This window comes from Halomonas nitroreducens (genome assembly GCF_003966155.1).
In the GTDB taxonomy this organism is placed as follows: Bacteria; Pseudomonadota; Gammaproteobacteria; order Pseudomonadales; family Halomonadaceae; genus Halomonas; species Halomonas nitroreducens.
The window spans coordinates 1-24,772 of the sequence record NZ_RXNS01000026.1 but is presented as its reverse complement, the minus strand read 5'-3'; the positions used below and the strand labels follow the sequence as shown (position 1 = coordinate 24,772).

The following is a 24,772-nucleotide window of genomic DNA, read 5'->3' as shown; positions in this document are numbered from 1 at the left end:
AGGCATGTTTCCCATCACGATCCGAGGTGCGCATGTCCGCGAATCCACTGCTCGACTCCCACTCGCTGCCCCCCTTCGCCGAGATCAGGCCCGAGCAGGTGGTGCCAGCCATCGAGACGCTGCTGGCGGAGAATCGCCGTGCCATCGAGGACCTGGTGGCCCACGCCGAGCGCGAGGCCCCCACCTGGGAGAGCCTGGCAGCGCCCCTGGAGGCTCTCAATGACCGCCTGTCCCGGGCCTGGTCGCCGGTCTCGCACCTCAACGGCACCATGAACAACGAGGCCCTGCGCGGGGCCTACGAGACGAGCCTCGGCCTGCTCTCCGAGTACAGCACCTGGCTCGGGCAGCACGAAGGCCTGTTCCGTGCCTGGCAGGCGCTGAAGGACGGCCCGGCCTGGGCCGCGCTCGACGAGGCACAGCGCCGCACGGTGGACAATGCCCTGCGTGACTTCCGCCTCGCCGGGGTCGACCTGCCGCCCGCACAGAAGCAGCGCTACGGTGAGATCAAGGCCCGCCTGTCGAGCCTCGCCAATACCTTCTCCAACCAGTTGCTGGACGCCACCCAGGCCTGGCAGCTGGACCTCGACGATGCCGGCCGCCTGGCTGGCCTGCCTGAGAGTGCCCTGGCGACCCTCAAGGCCAATGCCGAGGCCAAGGGCCGCGAGGGCTACCGCATCACCCTGGACTTCCCCAGCTTCTTCCCGGTGATGACCTACGCTGACGACCGCGCGCTGCGCCGCGAGGTCTACACCGCCTTCGTCACCCGGGCCTCCGATCAGGGCCCCGACGCCGGGAAGTTCGATAACGCCCCGATCATGGAGGAGACCCTGGCCCTGCGCCGGGAGCTCGCCGAGCTGCTGGGCTTCACCACCTATGCCGACTACTCGCTGGCCACCAAGATGGCCGAGTCGCCCCGCCAGGTGATCACCTTCCTCGAGGACCTGGCCGAGCGCGCCGTGCCCCAGGCCCGGGACGAATATGCTGAGCTCGCCGCCTTCGCCCGCGACGAGTTGGGCATGGACGCTCTTGCGCCCTGGGACGTGGGCTACGCCAGCGAGAAGCTTCGCGAGGCCCGCTACGCCATCTCCGACGAGCAGCTGCGCCCCTATTTCCCCGCCCCGCGGGTGGTAGACGGCCTGTTCCGGGTGGTCGAGCGCCTCTACGGGGTGACCTTCGAGGAAGACAGCACGGCGCCGCGCTACCATCCCGACGTCCGCTACTTCCGCATCATGGAGGACGGCGCACCCATCGCCGGTTTCTACCTGGACCTCTATGCCCGGGAGGGCAAGCGCGGCGGCGCCTGGATGGACGAGTGCCGGGTCCGCCGCCTGGAGGCCGGCGAGCTGCAGCTGCCGGTGGCCTACCTGACCTGCAACTTCACCCGGCCGGTGGGCGAGCGCCCCGCCCTGCTGACCCATGACGAGGTCACCACCCTCTTCCACGAGTTCGGCCACGGCCTGCACCACATGCTGACCCGACAGACCGTTGCCGACATCTCCGGCATCAACGGCGTGGCCTGGGACGCCGTGGAGCTGCCCAGCCAGTTCATGGAGAACTTCTGCTGGGAGCGCGAGGGCCTGGACCTGATCGCCGGTCACGTCGACACTGGCGAGCCCCTGCCCGAGGCGCTGTTCGAGAAGCTGCTGGCGGCCAAGAACTTCCAGTCGGCCATGGGCATGGTGCGCCAGCTGGAGTTCTCGCTGTTCGACTTCCGCCTGCACCTGGAGGCCGCGGCGCCCTCCGCCGCCGACATCCAGGCCCTGCTGGACGAGATCCGCGACGGCGTCTCGGTGGTGCCGCGGGCCGACTTCAACCGCTTCCAGAACGGCTTCGGGCATATCTTCGCCGGCGGCTACGCGGCGGGTTACTACAGTTACAAGTGGGCCGAGGTGCTCTCCGCGGATGCCTGGAGCGCTTTCGAGGAGGCCGGTATCTTCGATCCCGAGACCGGTCGTCGCTTCCGCACCGAGATCCTCGAGCGCGGCGGCTCCCGGGACGCCGCCGAGCTGTTCCGCGCCTTCCGCGGCCGCGAGCCCAGCGTCGAGCCGTTGCTGCGCCACAGTGGCATCCGCGCGGCCTGAGCCCGCCGCGCGAGATCCTGTCGCCGGGCCCGCCCCGGCGGTCCTTTTCAGGAGCCCCTATGGCCATCCAGAAACGCTTTATCGCCGGTGCCATCTGTCCCCGCTGTGCCGAGAGATGACCGCATCGCATCCGTGCCGCCCGACATGCACATACGCCGCCCCGGCGGCCCCCTCCCTTCAGGAGCCCCTATGGCCATCCAGAAACGCTTTATCGCCGGTGCCATCTGTCCCCGCTGTGCCGAGAGATGAAACCGCATCGCATCCGTGCCGCCCGACATGCACATACGCCGCCCCGGCGGCCCCCTCCCTTACAGGAGCCCCTATGGCCATCCAGAAACGCTTTATCGCCGGTGCCATCTGTCCCCGCTGTGCCGAGATGGATCGCATCCGTGCCTGGGAGCAGCACGGCGTTCGCTACCGGGACTGCGTCAGCTGTGACTTCTTCGAGCAGCTGCCCATCGAGGACGAGGCCCCGCCCGAACTCGAGACCCGGGTCAATCGCGAGCGCGAGGAACCACACCGCGACGACCTGCAGACCGTGAAGATCCTCGACCCCAGAGCATGATCCCGGGTCTCGCGACGGCCGGGCCCCTGGTGCCCTCCCGGCGCGTGCTCGAGCTACTGGGCCTGGCGGCGGGCGCCGCGGTCCTGGTGGCGCGGCTCGACCTGGCCACCCTGGCCGCCGGCCTGGGCCTGTTCCTGTGGGGCATGAGCCACCTGGAGAGGGCCATCAAGCGCCTCTCCGGCGGCACCCTGGACCGCTGGCTGCACGCCGCCACCCGCCGCCCGCTGCAGGCCATCGGCGTCGGCGCCCTGACCACGGCCCTGGTGCAGTCGAGCTCGCTGGTCACCCTGCTGGCCATGTCCTTCGTGGGCGCGGGCCTCGTCGCCCTGCCCGGGGCCATCGCCTTGATCTTCGGCGCCAACCTGGGCACGACCACCGGCGCCTGGCTGATCGCCGGGCTGGGGCTGAAGGTCGACCTGGCCCACTACGCCATGCCGCTGCTGGCGGTCGGGCTGATCGGCAGCCGGCTGCTGCAGGGCAGCCGGGCCGGCCTCGCCGGCCTGCTGCTGGGTGTCGGACTGCTGTTCCTCGGCATCGACTTCATGAAGCTCGGTTTCCAGACCTGGCAGGACGGCCTGTCGCTGGACGGCCTGGCCGGGACGCGCTTCTGGCACTGGCCACTGTTCGTGCTGTTCGGCGTCGCCGCCACGGTGGTCATGCAGTCCAGCCATGCCACCCTGTTGATCATCCTCACCGCCCTGGCCTCGGGCCAGCTGCCCTACCTGCCGGCCCTGGCCATCGCCATCGGCGCCAACATCGGCACCACCGTGACCGCGCTGATGGGTGCCCTGGGCGCCGGCAGTGCCGGCCGCCGCCTCGCCGGCGCCCACCTGATCTTCAATCTGGTCACCGCCTGCGTGGCCCTGGCCCTGCTGCTGCCGCTGGCCAGCCTGGTGGAGACGCTGGGCGGGTGGATCGGCCTGGCCGAGAGCGCCTGGCCCCTCAAGCTGGCGCTCTTCCACACGCTCTTCAACGGTCTGGGCATCCTGCTGATGCTGCCCGTGATCCCGCGCCTGGCTGCTCTGCTGGAGCGCCTGATCCCCGAGCCACGGCGCCAGGCCCCGGGCGAGGCCCGCTACCTGGACGCCACCGCCCTGGAGCACGCGGATACCGCGGTCGCCGCCATGGAGCAGGAGGCCCGGCGCCTCGAGCGGCGCGCCTATCATCTGTTGTGCGCGGCCATCCTCATGCCCAGCGCCGAGGTGATCGGCCATCCGCCGGACCGTGCCGTGGCCCGGACAGCGATCGACACCGACGCCTGGCCCTCGGTGAACGCGCGCTACCATGCGCGCATCAAGCCGCTGCTGGCGGAAATCCTCGACTTCTATGCCCGCATCGACGTGCCGTTGACCGAGGACCAGGAAGCCCGGCTAGAGGCCCTCTACCAGCGCAGCCTGCGCCTGGTCGAGGCGGTACGCTTCGGCGAGGTGCTGCAGCGCAGCCTGCTGCGCCATGCCGACCCCGCGAGCCCGCTGCGCGAGGCCCATGACGACCTGCGCATGGCGGTGGCGGAGGGACTCAATCGGCTAGCCAACGCCCCCGAGGCCGGTCAGGTGGGCCAGGCGGTCGAGGAGACCCGCCGCCACTGGCAGCACGAGCTCGCCGACCGCCTGCGCCACCAGCAACTGGATGCCTGGCTGGCCTCCTCGCTGATGAACGACCTGCACCAGGCCAGTCGCCTGATGGCCGCCCTCACTCCCCCGCAGAGCGTCGACTGAGAAGTGTGCGGATTTCCGCACAGTAGAGGCTTGCCGGTGTGCGGATCCCCGGACGACCGCGCTCATCGACCTTTCGACCTTGGTCGCAGACAGAGCTTTCATCCTTCTGAAAACAAATGACTTTCCCCGTTATGGAACGCCCCTTGCTCAAAGTCAGGGTGTCGAACGACGGCGGGCTCGATTCCCTCTGGGCCGGCCGAGCACAACCATAAACTGAACGGGAGAAACGCCATGACCACTACCACCCGGCTCCTCACCGGCACTCTGGCCAGCGCTCTGCTGGTGGCCGGCAGCGCCCAGGCCGATCGCAGCGACTGGCCGGAGAGCTTCACCGTGGGCACCGCCAGCCAGGGCGGCACCTACTTCGTCTACGGCTCCGGCTGGGCCAACCTGGTGGCCGACGAGCTGGGCCTCTCCGGTGGCGGCGAAGTCACCGGCGGCCCCAACCAGAACCTGGCGCTGGTGCACACCGGAGACCTGGCCCTGGGCCTGACCACCATGGGGCCAGCCGCCGAGGCACTGGCCGGCAAGAGCCCGCTGGCGCCCGGCGTGCCCATGGACAACGTCTGTGCGCTCTTCCCGATGTACGAGACGCCCTTCTCCATCACCGCCCTGTCCTCCAGCGATATCGAGTCGATCGAGGACATCCCGGACGGCGCGACCATCGGCTTCGGCCCGGCGGCCTCCACCTCCGACACCTACTTCCCGGCCATCCTCGAGGAGCTGGGCGTGGACTTCGAGCGTCGCAACGGCGGCTGGAACGACCTGGGCGGCCAGCTTCAGGACGGCCTGATCGACGTCATCGCCTTCGCCGCCGGCATTCCGGTACCGGCGGTGAGCCAGCTTGAGGTCCAGACCGACGTCAACATCATCGAGTTCACCGAGGAGGAGCGCCAGCAGGTCATCGATGCCTTCCCGGTCTCCGCCTTCCAGATCCCGGCCAGCACCTACCAGACCCTCGAGGAGGACGCCCAGGCCGTGTCCATGTGGAACTTCACCATCGCCGGCTGCGACCTGCCGGAGGACTTCGCCTACGAAATCACCAAGCTGAGCATGGAAAACAACGACAAGATGCGCGACATCCACCGCAGCGCCGCATTCAGCGTACCGGAGAACATCAAGTACAACACCGTGCTGCCGTTCCATCCGGGCGCCGTGCGCTGGTACGAGGAAAACGGCTACGAGATTCCCGCCGACCTGAAGCGCTGAACCGTTGACCGCCCGCGATCCCGCGCTGCCCCGGCGCGGGATCGCCCCCTGCACGCCCGTCCCTTACCCAAGGGTGACTCCCATGTCCCAAGATCACGCTCCCCGTCACGACGCCGCTGATGAGGACATCCGTCCCGTCAACGCCGAGGGCGTCGATGATGAGGCGGTGGAATCCAACCGTCGCCTCTATTCCGGCTGGCAGTGGCTGCTGTTCGGAGCCCTGGCCATCGCCTATTCCAGCTTCCATCTGGTATCGCTCAACCTCTATCCGATGGAGACCTGGTCGTTTCGCATCGTGCACATCTGCGGCGCCCTCATCCTGGGGTACGGCTTCTATGCCGGCACCCGCTTCGCCGACGACCGCCACAAGCCCTCGCCCGCCTGGCTGGCGTGGCTGAGCTATGCCCTGCTGATCCCGGCGGGTTACGCCCTGGTCCAGGTCTTCTTGATGCAGCAGGCCATGAGCGACGGCGCCATGCGCATCGAGCCGTACATCGAGGCCTTCCACTTCGGCTACCCGCTGATGCTGGCCACCACGGCGGCCATCCTGCTGTCCTGGAGCTACCGCCAGTACCGCCACCGCCTGTCCCCGGCGGACCTGGTGCTGATGGTCTGCGCCGTCGCCAGCGCCGGCTATCTGCTGGTGATGTTCAACAGCCCGCTGCGCGCCTCCACCGGCACTCCCTTCGCCCCCATGGGCATCTCCTACGCGGCCATCGCCGGTGCCGCGCTGATCCTCGAGCTGACCCGCCGCGTCGCCGGCCTGGCCCTGGTGATCATCTCCGCCATCTTCCTGGGGTATGTGTTTGCCGGCCCCTACCTGCCCGGCTTTCTCGGCTACCCGGGGCTGTCGGTCGGCCGCTTCTTCAGCCAGGTCTACACCGACGCCGGGGTGCTCGGCCCGACCACCGCCGTGTCCTCGACCTACATCATCCTGTTCATCATCTTCGCCGCCTTCCTGCAGGCCTCGAAGGTCGGTGACTACTTCGTCAACTTCGCCTTCGCCGCCGCCGGCCGGGCGCGGGGCGGTCCCGCCAAGGTGTCGATCTTCGCCTCCGGCCTGATGGGCATGATCAATGGCACCAGCGCCGGCAATGTGGTCTCCACCGGTTCGCTGACCATCCCGCTGATGAAGAAGGTCGGCTACCCGGCCCGCAGCGCCGGGGCCATCGAGGCCGCGGCTTCCACCGGCGGGCAGATCATGCCGCCGATCATGGGCGCCGGCGCCTTCATCATGGCCGAGGTCACCGGCATCCCCTATACCGAGATCGCCGTGGCGGCGCTGATCCCCGCCATCCTCTATTTCCTGTCGATCTACTGCATGGTCGACTTCGAGGCGGCCCGCAAGGGCATGCGCGGCATGCGCAAGGAAGAGATCCCGCTGTTTTCCAAGCTGGTCAAGCAGGTCTACCTGTTCGCGCCCATCATCATCCTGATCGCCGCCCTGTTCATGGGCTATTCGGTGATCCGTGCCGGTACCCTGGCCACCGCCTCCGCGGCCGTGGTGAGCTGGTTCTCCCCGCACAAGATGGGCATCCCCGCGATCCTCCGCGCCCTGCAGCTGGCCGGCACCATGGCGATCCAGATCATCGCCGTGTGCGCCTGCGCCGGCCTGATCGTCGGCGTCATCGCCCTGACCGGGGTCGGTGCGCGCTTTTCCTCGCTGCTGCTCGGCCTGGCCGGGGTCAGCCAGCTGCTGGCACTGTTCTTCGCCATGTGCATCAGCATCCTGCTGGGCATGGGCATGCCGACTACGGCCGCCTATGCGGTAGCCGCCTCGGTGGTCGCCCCAGGACTGATCGAGATCGGCATCCAACCGCTGGTGGCGCATTTCTTCGTGTTCTATTTCGCGGTGGTCTCGGCGATCACCCCGCCGGTGGCCCTGGCCTCCTATGCCGCGGCGGGCATCTCCGGCGACAACGCCATGAAGACCTCGGTGGCCTCGTTCAAGATCGGCCTGGCGGCCTTCATCGTGCCCTTCATGTTCTTCTACAGTCCGGCAATGCTGATGGAGGGCTCCTGGCTGCAGATCCTGCGGGTCGGCGTGACCGCCACCCTGGGCATCGTGCTGCTGGCGGCCACTGTCCAGGCCTGGTTCTTCGGGCCGGTGAAAGCCTGGCAGCGCCTGGTGATGCTGGCCGGCGCGCTGTGCATGATCTACGGCGGCATCTACAGCGACGTGGCCGGCCTGGCCATCGGCGCGGCATTGTTCCTGTACCAGCGCGGCCGCAACGGCGGCGGCGCCCAGCCGGTGACCTCCGGCTGACGCCTCACCGTCACGCACCACGCAACGGGCCCCGCCGGATGGCGGGGCCCTTCTTTGTGTGGCATACCGAGCGGCGTCAGGCGCGAATATTATCCAGCACCTTGAGGGTCGGCTCGGCCTGGTTCAGCGTATAGAAGTGCAGGCCCGGCGCCCCGCCGTCGAGCAGGCGCTGGCAGAGTCGCGAGATCACGTCCTCGCCGAAGTCGGCGATGGCCTGGCTGTCGTCGCCGTAGGCCTCGAGCTGCTTGCGGATCCAGCGCGGGATCTCGGCGCCGCAGGCATCGGAGAAGCGCGCCAGCTTGGTGTAGTTGGTGATCGGCATGATGCCGGGCACGATCGGCGCCTCGACACCCAGGACGCGGGCCCGCTCGACGAAATGGAAGTAGGCGTCGGCGGTGAAGAAGTACTGGGTGATGGCGAGGTTCGCCCCGGCCTTCATCTTGCGGGCGAAGTTTTCCACGTCACGATCGAGGCTGGGGGCCTGGGGATGGGACTCCGGGTAGGCCGCCACGGCGATCTCGAAGTGGTCGCCGGTCTCCTCGCGAATGAACTCGACCAGTTCGTTGGCATAGCGCAGCTCGCCGATGCCGCCCATGCCGGAGGGCAGGTCGCCGCGCAGGGCCACCAGGCTGTCGATCCCCTGCTCCCGGTACTGGGCCAGCAGGTCCCGCAGCACCGCCTTCTCGCTGCCGATGCAGGACAGGTGCGGCGCGGTGGTGATGCCGGACTCGCGTACGGCCTGCACGGTGTTGAGGGTGCGATGCTGGGTGGAGCCACCGGCGCCGTAGGTGACGGAGAAGAACCGTGGCTGGCGACGGGCCAGGGCATCGCGGGTACGCATCAGCTTGTCGCGCCCGGCGTCGGTGTTGGGCGGGAAGAATTCGAAGCTGATACCCAGCGGATGCTCGTGTGCACTCATCGATCCGGTCCTCGTGGTTCGCGTCGCCTCGGACACGCGGTGTCAGGTTGCGCAGACGCCCGGCGCCGGCCGGGCGATGCGAGAAGGTGTCGCCATTGTGACGATTCGGGGGCAGGGCGACCAATGAAAGTTTCGTCAGGCTGCATCGATTTCTCTCATATAAGAAGCGAATCCAGTATAACCAGACGTGCTAAAAGGACTCCAGGCCGCCCCTGCCCCCGACGGACTGACAGGCCGCGGGGAGCCAGGCAAGATAGGGACCCTGTCTCCACATGGACGTGATGCATGAGCCTCGATCCCGCCACCCTGATGGGCCCGCTGTGGACGCTGCTGGCCTTCGTCGGCCTGGGCTGGCTGGCCGCCCGCCACCTGGCGGTGGACCCCCGCCCCATCGCTACCCTGCTGATCTACCTGATCGCGCCGCTGACCTTCTTCCGCGGTCTGACCCTGGGCGGCCCCACACCGGCCTACCTGCTGATCACCGGGGCGCTGTTCGGCGCGGCCAGCCTGGTTGCCCTGCTGGTCAGCCGACTGGCCCGGCGGGCGTTGCCCGGCGAGGAGAGCGCCGTGCTGGCCTTCTCGGCGGGCACCGGCAATACCGGCTACTTCGGCCTGCCGGTGGCCCTGGTGCTGCTGCCCCCGTCGGGGGTGACCCTCTACCTGTTCGGGGTGCTGGGGGTGACCCTCTACGAGTTCACCCTGGGCTTCTACCTGAGCGCCCGGGGACGCTTCTCGGTGCGCCAGAGCCTCGCCAAGATCCTGCGCCTGCCGCTGATCTACGCCTTCCTGGCGGCGCTGCTGGTCGAGGCCGCCGGGCTGACGGTGCCGGCGGCCATCATGGAGGGCCTCGAGGTCTTTCCGCCCACCTATACCCTGCTCGGCATGATGATCATCGGCATGACGCTGGGCCGGGTGACCATCCGTCAGCTGGACTGGCGCTTTATCGGTGCCTGCGTGGCGGTGCGCTACGGCCTATGGCCACTGCTGGCCCTGGGGGTCGTGCTGGGACTGCAGGCCACCCTGGGCATCTCGCCGGAGCTCGCCATGGCGCTCTTGCTGATCGGCGTGGTGCCCATGGCCGCCAACGTGGTGGTAGTGGCCATGGAGCTCGGCATCGCCCCCGAGAAGGGCGCGCTGGCGGTGCTGCTCACCACGCTGGCAGCGCCGCTGCTGATCCCGCTCTACCTGACGAGCCTCGCCGGCCTGGCGGGCCTCGGCTGAGCGGCCAGGCATTGTCTGAGAAGTCGGCGAGCGAAGGCTAGACAAGGCAAAAATTGGTGAAAAGGCGGGGTTTACAGGGTGTAAATGAGCACTTTAAGCCGATTGTTAACGCCGTATTGCCGAGCGCAGACACTTGTCGGACCTTGCCTAGGCTCCCTCGCGCGCCAGCAGCCAGGCAACCAGCCGGCCGATCGTCAGCCCCTGGACGAGGATCGAGAACAGCACGATCAGGTAGGTGATGGTCAGCAGCACATCCCGGGCCTCTCCGCTGGGGATGGCCAGCGCCAGGGCCACCGAGATGCCGCCGCGCAGGCCCCCCCAGGTCAGGATCCGCGCCGAGCCCCGGCGAAAGCCCAGCGTCTCGCGCAGCAGCATCACCGGCAGTCCGGTGGTCACCAGCCGCACGCCGAGCAGCACCGCGATCACCGCGGCGGCCACCCACAGCTGCCACCCGGCGAACGGGATCAGCAGCACCTCGAGACCGAGCAGCACGAACAGCAGGGCGTTGAGCAGCTCGTCGATCAGCTCCCAGAAGGCATCGAGCTGCGCCCGGGTGGTCTCCGACATGGCGCTCTCGCGGGCCTTGTTGCCGACCAGCAGGCCGGCGACCACCATGGCGATGGGGCCGGAGACGTGCAGCTGCAGGGCCAAGGCATAGCCGCCCAGCACCACGGCCAGGGAGATCAGCACCTCGATGCGGTACTCGTCGATGCTGCGCATCAGGGCATAGGCCACCGCCCCCACCGCCAGGCCCAAGGCAATGCCGCCGCCGGCCTCCTGCAGGAAGAGGGCCCCGGCGTGTCCCGGGGTGAGCGCCTCGCCGCCCGCGGCGGCACCCAGCAGCAGGGTGAACACCACCACGGCCACCCCGTCGTTGAACAGCGACTCGCCGACGATACGCAGCTCCAGGTCCACCGGCGCCCCGGCCTTGCGCAGGATGCCCAGCACGGCGATGGGGTCGGTGGGCGAGATCAGGGCGCCGAAGACCAGGCAGTACAACCAGGACAGCTCGACGCCGGCGACCCGCAGCAGGCCATAGATCGCCGCGCCGATGACCAGCGTCGAGATCACCACCCCCAGGGTGGCCAGGAAGCCGATCGACCAGCGATAGCGCTTGAGGCGGTCCAGGTCGATATGCAGCGCGCCGGCGAACAGCAGCAGCGACAGCAGGCCCTCCATGACCAGCTCGTTGAAGTCGAAGCGCGCCACCCAGCCGGCGGCCCGATCCTCGAGCCCCGGCAGCCCCAGCCAGGCCAGCCCCTGCAGCCCCCAGGACAGCAGCAGGGCAATGGCCATTACCCCAATGGTGGTCGGCAGGCGGATGAAGCGCTGGTTGAGCCAGGCCAGTGCCGCGGTGAGGGTGACGATGATCGCGACCAGATCCAGCATGGGCCGTCCTTGTGCCAGGCGTGAGGGGCTACCGCGGCGAGGCCGGCCGGCGGCGCTGTTCCCACTATAGGCCGGGGATGCCTGAGAGGACAGGCAACGGGCTCCTGACGAGCTCGCCGGCGGCCGGGCGACTAGGAGGCACGGCCCAGGTCCGGCGTCACCAGGACCCGTTGGGCCGCGGGGCGTTCTCGCAGCCGCTGCGTGTAGGCCACCAGCCGCGGGGTCTCGGCGAGGAAGGCCTCGGCGGCGGGCAAGCCCAGCAGGTAGTCGAGCATCGGCGCGGCGATGGCGTCGGCGATGCTGAAGGCGGCGCCCACCAGGTAATCGCCCTGAGCCAGCTGTCCCTCGAGCAGGCCCAGCAGGCGCGCGACCTCCGGCTGGGCGGCGGCGACCGCCTCCTGGCGCACGGTGTCGCCCTCGCCCTGGGGAAAGACGAACTCCAGCAGGTAACGACGCACCAGGGCCTGATCCACGTAAAGGGCGAGGATCCCGGTCCACTGGTCGACCTGTGCCCGCGACCAGGGATCGCCGGGTTGCAGCGGCGGGCCGTCGAAGGCGGCATCCAGGTAGCGACAGATGCTCGGCGTCTCGATCAGGCGCCGCTCGCCGTGGAGCAGGATCGGGAGCTTGCCGAAGGGATGCAGGGCGTAGTGTTCGGGGGAGTGCAGGCTGAGGGGTCGACCATCGACCTCGGCACCCAGGGTGTAGGGGATGCCCTTCTCCTCGCAGCACAGCTGGACGCTGCGCACGAAGGTGCTGAACTGGGGGCCGACGATATGCACGGAAGCGGTCATGTCGAGGATCCTGTTACAAGGGGGGATGATGGCAGGCTAGACCGCCACAGCATATGTTCAAGAACAGATGGTGACGTCATGCCATGCTGTCGCCGCGATCACTGGGAGAGCCCCATCGTCGAGGCGAGGGCGTCAGCTGGCCGCTGGTCTGCCTGGTCAAAAACGTGGCCCGGCAGGACGAGCGGGCGGGACACCCTGTTCGCCGGCTTCGTGGCGCGCGGCCAGGCGACCCAGGTGGCATCCGCCGAGTCTCAGCCGGTGACGCTGATCGGCGGCCTGCCGGCGCCGAGGGGACGCCACCATGGCGATCGCGTGTCACTGCCGTGACTGGGCTAATCGCCCCGGCGACGGGCGCGCTGGGGAGCCGCGCCGCTGGCGCGAGGATGCTGCCGGCTATGCCGCTTGCAGCTGTACATGGCACTGTCGGCCCGCTGGATGAGGGCATCCATGTCCGCCACCCCTTCCTGCCAAGGCCGATAGGTGGCCTCGCCAACGCTGACCGTGGCCACCAGTTCCGGGTCGCTCTCGAGCCGCGCTGACTCCAGTGCCGCCGAGAGGCGACCCGCCCGTTCGCCGGCCTCGGCCGCATCGGCGTCGGGCATGATCACCAGGAACTCGTCGCCGCCCAGACGACAGGCCAGCTCGCCATTGCACAGCTGGCCGGCGATGGCCCGAGCCACGTGGCAGATCAGCCGGTCGCCGCTGGCATGCCCGCGGCTGTCGTTGACGACCTTGAGACGGTCGATGTCCACCAGCAACAGGGACAGCGGCCAGCGCTTGCGGTAGCAATCGTCGAGGTTCTCGCGCAGGAAGGTCATCCCCCAGCGGCGGTTGGCCAGCCCGGTCATGGCATCGAAGTTGGCCAGGTAGGTCAGCTCCTGCTGATGGGCCGCCAGTTCCTCGTTGGCGGCGGTCAGCTCGGCATTGCGTTCCCGCAGCGCATGGCTCAGGGCGGCGGTACGATGGAAGATGCCATAGCGCACCTGGGAGAGCAGCGGCGAGATCAGCCAGCCGATCAGCAGGAAGACGCCGCCCAGGCGCATCAGCTCGACCAGGTCGAAGGGGCTCCACAGGACGAAACACAGGCCGTAGGCCAGCAGCATCACGGCGTTGTGCAACAGCATGCAGCGCGGACGCCACACGGAGACCACCGGCAGGAGGATGAACATGGCCACCGCCAGGCTCTGATTCCAGAAGAAGAAGGCGTAGGGTTCCGTGATCTGGGCGGCCCCCCAGGCGAGAAACAGCGTGGTGCCCAGGGCCGCCACCAGCAGCGCCCGTTCGCTGCGCGCGGGCTGGCGATGCTGCCAGGCCAGGCACAGCGCCAGCAGTCCCACCACCAGCAGCCGACCGGCCCACAGAGCCGGCCAGCGCTCGGGGATCATCCAGTAGTCGAAGGGCAGGTAGCAGAGCAGGCCGATGATTCCGCAGGCCATCAGGGCGGCATTCAGGCGTGCCTGCTGCTCGCACTCTTCTGCCGAGAGCCTTGCCTGCCGGTCTTGCGACACGAATTCCTCCCGGGGCGGGCACAGGCCCACCCCTGAGACCGGCTGGTCAGTAACGGTAGGCATCGGGCTTGTAGGGCCCCTCCACCGGCACGCCGGTATACTCGGCCTGGGCCTCGCTCATGCGGGTGACGACGCCGCCGAACCCCTCGACCATGTAGCGTGCCACCTCCTCGTCGAGGTGCCGGGGCAGCACGCTGACGCCCAGGGCCTCGCGCCGCTTGTCCTCGGCGCGCTCGGCGAAACGCCCCGCGTAGAGGTGGATCTGCGCCAGCACCTGGTTGGCAAAGGAGCCATCCATGACCCGGGAGGGATGCCCGGTGGCATTGCCGAGGTTCACCAGCCGCCCCTCGGAGAGCAGGATCAGGTAGTCGCGGCTGTCGGGGTCGTAGTCCCCGGGTTCGCTGTCCCGGTAGACCTTGTGCACCTGGGGCTTCACCTCCTCCCAGTGCCACCGGCGGCGCATGTAGGCGGTATCGATCTCGCTGTCGAAGTGGCCGATGTTGCAGACCACCGCGCCCTTCTTGAGGGACTCGAGCATGGCGGCGTCACAGGCGTCGATGTTGCCGGTGGCGGTGACCACCAGGTCGATCCGCGAGAGCAGTTCGTGGTCGATGCTCTCCAGGCCGGCATTGAGGCCGTCGCGGTAGGGCGAGACCACCTCGAAGCCGTCCATGCAGGCCTGCATGGCACAGATCGGGTCGATCTCGGCGATGCGGACGATCATGCCCTCCTGGCGCAGCGAGGCCGCAGAGCCCTTGCCCACGTCGCCATAGCCCATCACCAGCGCCTGCTTGCCGGCCAGCAGGTGGTCGACGCCGCGCTTGATGGCGTCGTTCAGCGAGTGGCGGCAGCCGTACTTGTTGTCGTTCTTGGACTTGGTCACGGCGTCGTTGACGTTGATCGCCGGCACCCGCAGGGAGCCCTCCCGCCACATCTCCAGCAGGCGGTGCACACCGGTGGTGGTCTCCTCGCTGATGCCGTGGACGGCGTCGAGCAGCTCCGGGCGCTTGTCGTGCAGCAGCGCGGTGAGGTCGCCGCCGTCGTCGAGCACCAGGTTCGGCACCCAGCCCTCCGGCCCCTCCACCGTCTGGCCAATGCACCACCAGAACTCCTCCTCGGTCTCGCCCTTCCAGGCGAACACCGGAATGCCGGCGTCGGCGATGGCCGCAGCGGCGTGGTCCTGGGTGGAGAAGATGTTGCACGAGGACCAGCGCACCGAGGCCCCGAGGTCGATCAGCGTCTCGATCAGCACTGCGGTCTGGATGGTCATGTGGATGCAGCCGGCGATCCGTGCCCCGGCGAGGGGCTGGGCGGCGTGGTACTTCTCGCGGATCGCCATCAGCGCCGGCATCTCGGTCTCGGCAATGCGGATCTCGCGACGGCCCCAATCGGCCAGGGCGATATCGGCGACCTTGTAGTCCGTGGCGGTGGGCGCGGATACGACGGGCTGGTTCATGCGTCACCTCTTTCCCGGGGAAAAACGTGACCTTCACTATAGGAGGCAGCGGGAAAAGCGGACAACCAACGCTAGGGCGTCCGGAAGCCGTCGATCCCCGCTGCCGCCAGCCGCCGTGCCAGGCGCCTGACCTCGGGATGGTCGAAGAAGGCACGCAGGTCCGCGGCGCGCACCGGCCCCAGGCCGGGCAGCGCACGCCAGGCCGCCTCGCGGCGCCGGGTCAGGGCCGTCCAGTCCGCAGTCGCCCCAACGTCCCAACCGGGCGGCACGCCCAACGCCTCGAGCCAGGCGGCGAAGGGGCGCCGGCGAGCCGCGGCGAAGGCCGCCGCCAGTCGCCCGGCCCGCACCTTGCCGATCCCCTCCGCCCGGCGCAGCGTGTCGGGGGCCAGCGCCAGCCAGTCGAGCAGCCCGCCAACCAGCCCGGCCTCGACCAGGGCGTGCCAGGTGCCGGGCCCCAGCCCCGGCAGGTCGAGGGCCTCGGGCCCGGCCAACCACTCAAGGCGCGCGAGGAACTGCTGCTCGCAGCCTGGCGTCGGGTGCCAGCAGCTCAGGGCGTGGTAGGCGGCCGGATCCGGAGGCGACACGGCAGGGCGCTCGGCGGCCCGCCAGGCCACGCCCTCGAGGCGCGGGATGGTGGCGCCGGCCAGGGCGATGACCACCCGGTCGCCGGGGCGGATATCCAGCCGCCGCCAGCGGACCAGGGAGCCGACGGCGACCCGCCGGATAGTGCGCCCGTCGAGGACCACCGGCCGCAGCTGCAGCAGCGGGGTGATACGCCCGGTGCGACCGATGCGGAATGCCACATGGCGTACCGCCGCCAGCGTCTCCCGAGGGGGATACTTCCAGGCGACCGCCCAATCCGGCGGCGCGGGGCGCCAGTCGTGACCCGACGGGCGGTGGCCCTGCTTGAGCACCACCCCGTCGGTGGCGAAGGGCATGGGGCCCCGGTACCAGCGCTGGCGCCATTCATGCAGCTCGTCGGCATCGGCGACAGGATGGCTCCAGCGGGCGGTGTCGGGAAAGCCCAGTGCGGCGAGGCCCGCGAGGCGCGCCTGCATGGTCGCGGGACCATCGGGCCAGCCCCACACGAAGAGCCCGACCCGGCGGGCCGGTTCCGCCGCGAGGTGATCCCGCGCCAGCCAGCCCGCCACTGTGCTGCGCGCCCCGATGCCGCCCCGCTTTGCCTGCACATGAGCCTCCAGGCGCCGGTACAGCTCGCCCTGCAGCACCACCCTCGCCGGCGCCCCGGCCGGCAGCCGCCCGGGAACGGCGGGCAGCCTCGCCACCCGCGCCGTCCAGTCCTGGCCCGAGCGGCCGTTGCCGCGGCTGATGGCGCGGGCGAGCCGCCCCCGGTCGTAGACCAGGGTCACCGCCACGCCATCCACCTTGGGCTGTAGCCAGACATCCTCCCGGCGGGCCAGCCATGCCTGCACCGCGTCACGCCCCTGAAGCTTGGCCAGGCCGGCCTGGGCCACCGGATGGGCCAGCTCGCCGGCCGGGCCGGTCGTGGCGGGTGGGGAGGCCGGCACCAGCCCGGGGAAGCAGTGATGCCAGGTATCGAGCCGAGCGCTCGCCTGGTCGTAGACGGCATCGCTCACCGGCGAGCTGCCGTCGCGGCGGTAGGCCGTGTTCCAGGCCTCGAGGCGGGCATGCAGGGCGGCGAGTTCGCGCTCGGCGCGGCCGGGCGACCAGTCCGGGCAGGCGGCCAGCAGCGGCAGGGACCAGACGCAGAGGAGGCAGGCGGCGAGACAGCGACGCATGGGAATCGCTCCCGGCAGGGATCTGCCTCGACCCTAGCAAAGGGCCCCGCCCGGCGATGCCGGGCGGGGCCCTCAAATGACGTGCGAGATCAGCGACGCCGGATGTCGGCGCAGCTCACAGCCCGGCAGCGTCGCGCAGCGCCTGGGCGCGGTCGGTCTTCTCCCAGGGGAAGGCGGTAAAGGTCTCGGTGTGCTGCTCGCCCTGGGTGTCGGTCCAGGTGTAGCTGGTCTCGAAGGGCTCGCGGCCGAAGTGGCCATAGGCCGCGGTCAGGCGATACATGGGATGCAGCAGGTCGAGCATGCGGGTGATCGCATTGGGCCGCAGGTCGAAGTGCTCGCGGACCAGCTCGACGATGCGCTCGTCGCTGATCTTGCCGGTGCCGAAGGTGTTCACCGACACCGAGGTCGGCTCGGCCACGCCGATGGCATAGGAGACCTGGATCTCGCAGCGCTCGGCCAGGCCGGCGGCGACGATGTTCTTGGCCACGTAGCGGCCGGCATAGGCGGCGCTGCGGTCGACCTTGGAGGGATCCTTGCCGGAGAAGGCGCCGCCGCCGTGGCGGGCCATGCCGCCGTAGGTGTCGACGATGATCTTGCGCCCGGTCAGGCCGCAGTCGCCCACCGGGCCGCCGATGACGAACTTGCCGGTGGGGTTGATGTGGTAGTGGGTCGCCTCGCTGAGCCACTCGGTGGGGATCACCTGCTCGATGATCTCGCGCTTGACCATCTTGCGCAGCTCGTCCTGGTCGATGTCCGGGTCGTGCTGGGTCGACAGCACCACCGCGTCCACGCCACAGGGCTTGCCGTGCTCGTCGTAGCGGAAGGTCAGCTGGCTCTTGGCGTCCGGGCGCAGCCAGGGCAGCAGGCCGTGCTTGCGCAGCTCGGCCTGGCGCTCCACCAGGCGGTGGGCATAGTGGATCGGGGCCGGCATGTAGGAGTCGGTCTCGTCGGTCGCGTAGCCGAACATCAGCCCCTGGTCGCCGGCGCCCTGGTCCTCGGGCTTGCTGCGGTCGACCCCCTGGGCGATATCCACGCTCTGCTTGCCGATCAGGTTGAGCACGCCGCAGGTCTCGCCGTCGAAGCCGACGTCCGAGGAGGTATAGCCGATATCCAGGATCACCCGGCGCACCAGGTCCTCCAGGTCGATCCAGGCAGAGGTGCTGATCTCGCCGGCGACGATGGCCACCCCGGTCTTGACCAGCGTCTCGCAGGCCACCCGGGCGTTCTTGTCCCGCGCGATGATGGCGTCGAGCACCGCATCGGAGATCTGGTCGGCGATCTTGTCCGGGTGTCCCTCGGACACGGACTCGGAGGTGAACAGGGAGTATTCGCTCATGGCGTCCTCGACCCTCTACATGGTGGGATGACGGCGTCTGGGCTCGAAGCCAGGATAACGGTGTGGCCCCGCCGCGGGACAGCGGCGCATCGCGCCGGGGCCCGGGCGGGCCGGCTGGGGGCGGATTCTACACCCTCGCCGCGACCCTTCCTAGCGCATCGGGCCGCCCAGCGAGAGCGGACGAGCAGCCTCACAGTCCCAGGGCCTGAATGCGGGGTCGGGCATCCGATCCGGTCTCCACGGCCAGGCGAACTGCGAAGAGTCTCTCCAGATGCTCGGCGGTCAGACACGCCTCCGCCTCACCCGCCACCTGGCAGCGCCCGTCCTTGAGCAGCCAACAGTGATCGGCGAACCTCGCCGCCAGGTTGAGGTCGTGCAGTGCCACCAGTACGGTACGGCCGGCATCGGCCTCACGACGCAACCATTCCAGCACCCGCAGCTGCTGGTGCAGGTCCAGGGCACTGGTGGGCTCGTCCAGCATCAACACCCGGGGCCGGCGCACCAGCGCCTGAGCAATGGCGACCCGTTGGTACTGCCCCCCGGACAGGCTGGCGAGCCGCCGCCCTGCAAGGGCCTCGAGCCCCATGGCGGCCAGCGCCGCCATGACCCTCGCCAGGTCCTCATCACTCAAGCGACCGGGATACAGGGTCTTGAGCGAGAGCAGTACCGCCTCGTGCACGCTCAACGCCGCCTGGTTACCGCCCAGCTGCGGCAGGTAATAGAGGGCCGCGCGGCGCTCGGCCGCGGGCAGTGCCATCAGGTCATGCCCGCCGAGGCTCGCCTGCACCCTCGCCGGCTCGATGCCGGCCAGAGCCTTGAGCAGGGTCGACTTGCCGGCGCCATTGGGGCCCAGCAGCACGGTAATGCTACCAGCCGGGGCGACCAGGGTGGCGTCGATGGCCAGCCGCTGTTCCAGGCTGACACGGCTGACCCACAAGGTATCGGTGGCCATCAGAGCGATCTCCGGCGACGCAGGATCAACAGGAAGAAGGCCGGCAACCCGGCCAGGGCGGTGACGATGCCGATGGGCAGTACCAGGCCCGGCACCACCAGCTTGCTGGCCAGATCGGCAACACACATCAAAGTGGCGCCGCACAACGCCGAAAGCGGCAGGAAATGGCGCTGCTGTTCGCCTACCAGCAGGCGCGCCATGTGCGGGGCCACCAGGCCAACGAAGCCGATGGTGCCCACCGCCGCCACCACCACGGCGGTCAGCAACGCCATGACCGCCAACATGCCCAGACGCAGCGGCGCGACCCGCACTCCCATGGCCTGGGCCTGCAGGCCGCCAAGGCGCAGCGCGCCAAGCTGCCAGCCCAGGCGCTGGCTGAGCAGCAGGCAGGCCATCAGCACCGCGGCGATCAGGCCGAGCTTGAGGCCAGAAGGTCGCGCCAGGCTGCCCAGCGACCAGAATACCAGCTGCTGCAGCGCATCCGGCGAGGCCAGGTACTGGAGCAGGCCCAGCAGGGCATTGAAGGTGAACATGGTGGCAATCCCCAGCAACACCAGGGTATCCAGGCCGACACCCCGCAAGCGGCTGAGCAGGTGGATCATCCCAGCGGCCAGCAGGCTGAAGACGAAGGCATTGCCCGCGGCGGCCAAGTGCCCCGCCAGGGGCAGCAGGCTGATACCGGCCACCACCGCCAGGGCGGCGCCGAAGCTCGCCGCCGAGGCCAGCCCCAGGGTGAAGGGGTCGGCGAGGGGGTTGTCGAGGACGGTCTGCATCTGGGCCCCGGCCACCGCCAGCCCGGCACCGGACAGTATCGCCAGCAGGGCCGTCGGCAGACGGATCTGCCACACCGTGATGCGCACCAGGGGGCTGGCCTCGGCCGGGTACCACAGGGCCCGGAGCACCTCGCCTGGCGAGTGGCTGCCCGGGCCCAGCAACAGGTCGGCGGCCAGGGCCGTCAGCAGCAGGCCCAGCCCCCCCAGCACCCAGGCGCGATGCCGGGCTTCCTGGCGGCGGAATCCATCGGCCATGGCAGCACCGGCCGGGTCGGTGACGGCTTCGAGGCTCACCGGGTCTCCTCGTCAAGTGATGCCCAGAAGGCGCCCTCCGCCGACAGCGGCAGGAAGTCATCGTGCAGGCGGCGCCACAGGGCTTCGGGGTCCAGGTCGGCCATGGCCTCGGGGTGCAGCCACTTGGCCAGGCGCTGCACGGCCACGAACTGGTAGGGCGTGTTGTAGAACTGGTGCCAGAGCCCATGCACCCGTCCCTCACGCACCGCCGACAGCTCGCGCCAGCCCAGGCGCATCTCGGTCAACCCACGCATGGCCGCCCGAGCCGCCCCGGGAGAGGCCTCATAGCCCATGGGCACCGCCGCTTCGCTCATGGCCTGCCAGTCGCCGCCGGTCATGACGATGACCTCGGGGTCCTCGGCCAGCACCCATTCGGGATGCAGCCGCCCGAATACCCCGGGGATGCGCGCCGCGGCGATGTTGTCGCCGCCAGCCAGACGCACCACCCGCCCCAGGTTGTCGTCGCCGACGCTGCGGCAGCAGTCGGGATGCAGACCGGCGGCGGTCTCGATCAGCACCCGGGGCCGGCGGGCGGGCAGCCGGTCGGCAACGGCCTCCAGGCTCTCCCGACGCAGGGCCAGCAGGGCCTCGGCCCGTGCCTCGGCGGCGAACAGCCGACCCAGCAGACGCACGCTGGGCGCCATGTGGCGGTCCGGCTCGGTCAGGAAGTCGACGAACACCACCGGGATGCCCGCCGCCTCCAGCACCGGAAGCGTCGGCCCATCGCGCAGGGCGGGCCAGGCGGCGAGATCGAAGACGATGGCATCGGGCTCGAGGGCCAGGGCCTGCTCGAGGCTGAACTCGCCGTTGGCGGCCTTGCCGAAGGTGGCCAGGGACGCCGCCTCGGGAAAACGTTCTTGATAGCGAGCCCAGACGTCGCCGTCGAAGCGCTTGAGCTCGTCCCGCCAGCCCACCAGAGGCGCGAAGGGGGCCTCCGGGCGCAGGGCCGCCAGGGTGTAGAGCAGGCGGCCTTCGCCGAGGATCACCCGCTCCGCGCCGTGGGGTATGGTGACCTCGCGGCCGGCCAGGTCGGTCACCGTGACCTCGTCGGCCAGGGCATTCCCGGACAGCAGGCTCCACATTAGCCACCACCCCAGCATCGGCCAGAGGGGGGAAGGGCGGCGCGTCGAGCGGGGCGAAACGAGGGAGGGCATCGCGACTCCGGAAACAGGTGATGCTGACATGAGGATGCCCCGCACGCGGCTGGCCGTGTGCGGGGCGAGTTCGGGAGGCCTAGAAGGTCACGTCCAGACCGAGGCTGTAGGCGCGGCCGGGCAATGGCACCCGACCCACGGGGCTGACGTCCACCCCGCGGAAGAAGGCATCATGATCGGTGAGATTGTGCACTCCCAGGGTCAGGCTAGCGTCGGCGGCCACCGGTAGCCGGTAGGCCAGACTGGTGTCCACCTGCCAGTAGTCGGGCAGCTCACCGGCACTCCCGTCGGCCGTTTCTTCCTCGGTGTTAGCGGCATCAGAGAAGCTCTCGGCCACATAGCGGCCATTCAGGTTCCAGGTCCAGTCGCCCTGGGTCCAGCCGGCATGCAGGTTGAGCAGATGCTCCGGTGCATTGGGCACCTCGTTGCCGGCATGCTCGCCGTCGCGCTGCTCAGTGTCCAGCCAGGTCCAGGTCCCCTCCAGGCTGAGCGGCTCGCCGACCGGCGCCCAGGCCAGGCGAGCCTCCAGCCCTTGGTAGCGGGTGCGGCCCAGGTTCTTGAGGCTGTTGTCTGGTTGCTTGACGATCTGATCCTCATAATCGATGACGAAGCCGGTGGCCTCGGCCTGCCAGGCCCCTGCGGTGTAGCGCGCCCCCAGCTCGTGGTTCCAGGCCGTCTCGTTGGCGACGTCACCGGGATTGGTGACCTGCGCCAGCTGCACCGGGGTCAGGGAACGCTGGCTGGTGGCGAAGAGGTACCAGGCATCGTTGGCTTCGAAGCCGACGGTCAGGCCCGGCAGCCATTCCTCGGCGAGGTTGTCGTCCTCGCCGCCGCCCAGGGCATCGGCGAAGTCCATCTCGGCATGTTCATAGCGCAACCCCGGCGTCAGCGTCCAGCCGCTGTCACCGAGCCGCCAGGTGTCGCTGACGTAGGCCGCCACGGCTTGGGTTTCGAAATCCCAGCGGCGCACCTCGCTGGTGGTGCCGGTGGCCAGTTCACGGCGGTTGACGTCGAAGTCGACACTCTCCTCGAGGTAGCGCGCCCCGAGCATCAGAGTGTGGTCGCCGCGGCGCAGGGCCAGGCGCGGCTCGCTGGCCCAGACACGGAAGGGGCGGGGCGAGTCGGCCACATGGGTGGTGGGCGCCGCCGGATCGGCCCAGTGAAAGCCGGTGCCCAGGCTCTGGCCGAACCAGAAGGTGCGATCGCTGTGATGACCGAAGTGACGCCAGCTGAAGTCGACGTCCTCGTTGGGCTGCCAGCGCCAGGTGAGGTGCCCCCGCCAGGTGTCGGCCTCGAAGCGGTCGTGGGGACGCTGGGAGTCGCTGCGATCTTGCTCGAAGGCTTCGGGGGACAGGGCCCCGGGGAGCTCGGCGTCGACGCCATAATACTGCAGCTGGCCGGCCAGCGAATGCGCGTCATCGATCAGGTACTCGCCGTCGACGATGAAGTTGTCGACCTCGGTATCGCTATGTTCCCGGCCCGCCTCGCCACGCACCAGGTTGGCCTGGACCTGGAGCCCCAGCCGCTCGCTGACCTGCCCGCCGGCCCGGATGTAGCTATCGGTCAGCACATGACCGGTGGCTTCATCCACGGTCAGCCGCTCGCGCAGCTGAGTCTCGGCCTCGTAGGGGATGCCACGGGTGACGAAGTTGAGCACCCCGCCGACGTTGTTGGGGCCATAGTGGACCGCGGCCCCCCCCCTCACCACGTCCACGCGCTCCAGGGTGGACAAGGTCACGGGGAACAGCGAGACGCCGATGTTACTATAGGGCCCCAGGGCCGCGGGAATGCCGTCGACCAGGATCTGCACCCGCTCGCTGCGCCGGGGCGAGAGGCCCCGCACCCCGATGTTGGGCAGGATACCGGTGCCGGTCTCGTCCTGGACATGCACCCCCGGTACTCGCGCCAGGGCATCCTCGAGGTTACGCACCTCGCCTGCCTCCAGAGTTTCCTCCCCTAGGGACTGCCGCCCACCGGGGGTAGTGCGGGGATCTGCCTGGGTGGCCCCCAGCCAATCGCTGGATACCACCAGGGTGTCGAGAGTCAGCTCCTCCACCGCCCAGGCAGGGGGGATGCTGAGGGAAGCGCCCAGCAGGGCGGCAGTCAGTGGCGCGAGCCGGAAGCGGGAAAGCATGCCGTATCCTTGTTGGTAATGATTATCAAAAACGCATGAGATGATATATAATTGGCGCCAATCTGCAAGGGAATTTGCCGGAGGAATCCATGACGGAGATCACGAGTAGCAACGAGATAGCCTGGCTGCAGGAGCAACTACGCCTGGGCATGAGCGGCGGGCGCTACCCGGCAGACAGCTGGCTGCGCCAGGATGCTCTGGCCGAGCACTATGGCGTCAGCCGCTTCGTGGTGCGCGGCGCACTGGAGCGGATGGCTGAGCTGGGCATCATCGAGCACATACCCAACCGAGGCTATCGGGTGCGCCACTGGAGTGAGGCGGAACGCCGCGAGCTGACCGAAGCGCGCCTGGTGATCGAGCAGGCCCTGGTGCCGCTGATGATGGCGCGCAAGACGCCGGCGGGGCTCACCGCGGCGTACCAGGCGCTGGATGACTTCGAGAAGGCAGCGGAGGCCCTGGACGGCGAGGCCATGGCGATAACCAACCATGCCTTCCATCGCGCCCTGGCCGATCTCGCGGGCAACGAGGTCCTGGCCGGCCAGGTCAACTGGCTGCGCGAGCAGGGCCTGCGCGGGGCGGGGCCGGGATGGCCGCAGGCGGGCGGCGTGGCTCGGAGCCTCGCGGAGCATCGCGAGATGCTGGCGGCACTGGAGGCGGACGACCCCGTCGCCCTTCAGGGGGCCATCCACCGCCATCTCACCGCCTGGCAGCAGCGCACTCGGGCAGTGGCTTCGGACCAGGCCGACCGAGCGAGGAGAATGCCGGTCAATGAACGATAACTGGCGCCAATCCATCACGGGGAGGGGCGCCGCCAGGAGCCCGCATTTGAAGGCCGGGCCCATCTCGGCGACAATAAGCGACCGACTTTGACCGCGCCGCTCGCGTCTCGCGGCGCATCCCAGCCAGAATCCACGTCCGGCCACCCCCTGGCCCGACCGTGTCATTGCTACTATTGCCGCAGGCGAGGAGCTGACCCCCATGCCGTCCCGTTTCGAACTGGCCAATGCCATTCGCGCCCTGTCCATGGATGCCGTCCAGAAGGCCAACTCCGGCCACCCCGGCGCCCCGATGGGCATGGCCGACATCGCCGAGGTACTGTGGAACGACTATCTGCAGCACAACCCGGCCGATCCGCACTGGCCCGACCGCGACCGCTTCGTGCTGTCCAACGGCCACGGCTCCATGCTGCTCTACTCGCTGCTGCACCTGTCCGGCTACGAGCTCGGCCTGGAGGAGCTGCAGA

General features: G+C 69.3%; 19 protein-coding genes and 1 pseudogene. 9 read left to right on the top strand and 11 right to left on the bottom strand.

Annotated features, from left to right (window positions below; translation table 11 throughout):
- The first annotated feature begins 32 nt into the window (after window positions 1-32).
- From prlC to EKG36_RS19315, 6 genes are all read left to right on the top strand, one after another.
- Complete coding sequence (gene prlC, locus EKG36_RS19335; RefSeq protein ID WP_126486914.1) at window positions 33-2,081, top strand: oligopeptidase A; 2,049 nt, start codon at window positions 33-35, stop codon at window positions 2,079-2,081.
- Window positions 2,082-2,225: 144 nt separating this feature from the next.
- Window positions 2,226-2,330, top strand: a complete 105-nt coding sequence (locus EKG36_RS21045; protein WP_342774461.1) for a YheV family putative metal-binding protein — start codon at window positions 2,226-2,228, stop codon at window positions 2,328-2,330.
- A 73-nt stretch (window positions 2,331-2,403) separates the two neighbouring features.
- Complete coding sequence (locus EKG36_RS19330) at window positions 2,404-2,646, top strand: YheV family putative zinc ribbon protein (protein WP_126486913.1); 243 nt, start codon at window positions 2,404-2,406, stop codon at window positions 2,644-2,646.
- Entirely contained in the window at window positions 2,643-4,364 is a 1,722-nt protein-coding gene (locus EKG36_RS19325) for a Na/Pi cotransporter family protein (RefSeq protein WP_126486912.1), read from the top strand. The genes EKG36_RS19330 and EKG36_RS19325 overlap by 4 nt, the downstream gene beginning before the upstream one ends.
- A gap of 231 nt (window positions 4,365-4,595) precedes the next feature.
- Complete coding sequence (locus tag EKG36_RS19320; RefSeq protein ID WP_126486911.1) at window positions 4,596-5,573, top strand: TAXI family TRAP transporter solute-binding subunit; 978 nt, start codon at window positions 4,596-4,598, stop codon at window positions 5,571-5,573.
- An 82-nt stretch (window positions 5,574-5,655) separates the two neighbouring features.
- Window positions 5,656-7,839, top strand: a complete 2,184-nt coding sequence (locus EKG36_RS19315) for a TRAP transporter permease (protein WP_126486910.1) — start codon at window positions 5,656-5,658, stop codon at window positions 7,837-7,839.
- Window positions 7,840-7,915: 76 nt separating this feature from the next.
- Here EKG36_RS19315 and metF read toward each other — a convergent pair whose 3' ends face one another.
- Window positions 7,916-8,758, bottom strand: coding sequence for a methylenetetrahydrofolate reductase [NAD(P)H] (metF, locus tag EKG36_RS19310; RefSeq protein WP_126486909.1), 843 nt, complete (start codon window positions 8,756-8,758; stop codon window positions 7,916-7,918).
- A gap of 285 nt (window positions 8,759-9,043) precedes the next feature.
- Here metF and EKG36_RS19305 point away from each other — a divergent pair, with 285 nt between their 5' ends.
- Window positions 9,044-9,979 (top strand): AEC family transporter, encoded by a 936-nt coding sequence (locus tag EKG36_RS19305; protein WP_126486908.1) that lies wholly within the window; start codon window positions 9,044-9,046, stop codon window positions 9,977-9,979.
- Between the two features lie 147 nt (window positions 9,980-10,126).
- Here the strand turns inward: EKG36_RS19305 and EKG36_RS19295 are convergent, their stop codons facing one another.
- The 10 genes from EKG36_RS19295 to EKG36_RS19250 form a co-directional block, all read right to left on the bottom strand.
- On the bottom strand, window positions 10,127-11,368 hold the full coding sequence (locus EKG36_RS19295; protein WP_126486906.1) for a cation:proton antiporter: 1,242 nt from the start codon (window positions 11,366-11,368) through the stop codon (window positions 10,127-10,129).
- A 131-nt stretch (window positions 11,369-11,499) separates the two neighbouring features.
- Window positions 11,500-12,162, bottom strand: a complete 663-nt coding sequence (locus tag EKG36_RS19290) for a glutathione S-transferase family protein (RefSeq protein ID WP_126486905.1) — start codon at window positions 12,160-12,162, stop codon at window positions 11,500-11,502.
- A 332-nt stretch (window positions 12,163-12,494) separates the two neighbouring features.
- Window positions 12,495-13,670, bottom strand: coding sequence for a GGDEF domain-containing protein (locus EKG36_RS19285; RefSeq protein WP_126486904.1), 1,176 nt, complete (start codon window positions 13,668-13,670; stop codon window positions 12,495-12,497).
- A 46-nt stretch (window positions 13,671-13,716) separates the two neighbouring features.
- On the bottom strand, window positions 13,717-15,126 hold the full coding sequence (gene ahcY, locus EKG36_RS19280) for an adenosylhomocysteinase (protein WP_126486903.1): 1,410 nt from the start codon (window positions 15,124-15,126) through the stop codon (window positions 13,717-13,719).
- Between the two features lie 71 nt (window positions 15,127-15,197).
- The gene (gene ligB / locus EKG36_RS19275; RefSeq protein WP_126486902.1) at window positions 15,198-16,886 is read right to left on the bottom strand and encodes an NAD-dependent DNA ligase LigB; all 1,689 of its coding nucleotides are present in this window, start codon (window positions 16,884-16,886) and stop codon (window positions 15,198-15,200) included.
- Between the two features lie 115 nt (window positions 16,887-17,001).
- A complete protein-coding gene (metK, locus tag EKG36_RS19270) occupies window positions 17,002-18,222 on the bottom strand; it encodes a methionine adenosyltransferase (RefSeq protein WP_126486901.1) in 1,221 nt (406 codons plus the stop codon).
- A gap of 190 nt (window positions 18,223-18,412) precedes the next feature.
- A complete protein-coding gene (locus EKG36_RS19265; RefSeq protein ID WP_126486900.1) occupies window positions 18,413-19,174 on the bottom strand; it encodes an ABC transporter ATP-binding protein in 762 nt (253 codons plus the stop codon).
- Window positions 19,174-20,241, bottom strand: coding sequence for a FecCD family ABC transporter permease (locus tag EKG36_RS19260; RefSeq protein ID WP_221766123.1), 1,068 nt, complete (start codon window positions 20,239-20,241; stop codon window positions 19,174-19,176). The genes EKG36_RS19265 and EKG36_RS19260 overlap by 1 nt, the downstream gene beginning before the upstream one ends.
- Window positions 20,238-21,395, bottom strand: coding sequence for an ABC transporter substrate-binding protein (locus tag EKG36_RS19255; RefSeq protein WP_246007573.1), 1,158 nt, complete (start codon window positions 21,393-21,395; stop codon window positions 20,238-20,240). The genes EKG36_RS19260 and EKG36_RS19255 overlap by 4 nt, the downstream gene beginning before the upstream one ends.
- 79 nt (window positions 21,396-21,474) lie before the next feature.
- On the bottom strand, window positions 21,475-23,529 hold the full coding sequence (locus tag EKG36_RS19250; protein WP_126486898.1) for a TonB-dependent receptor family protein: 2,055 nt from the start codon (window positions 23,527-23,529) through the stop codon (window positions 21,475-21,477).
- An 89-nt stretch (window positions 23,530-23,618) separates the two neighbouring features.
- Between EKG36_RS19250 and EKG36_RS19245 the strand changes: the two genes are divergently transcribed.
- Complete coding sequence (locus EKG36_RS19245) at window positions 23,619-24,308, top strand: GntR family transcriptional regulator (RefSeq protein ID WP_126486897.1); 690 nt, start codon at window positions 23,619-23,621, stop codon at window positions 24,306-24,308.
- 199 nt (window positions 24,309-24,507) lie between these two features.
- Window positions 24,508-24,772 (top strand): annotated as a pseudogene (locus EKG36_RS19240) (transketolase); the annotation flags it as partial.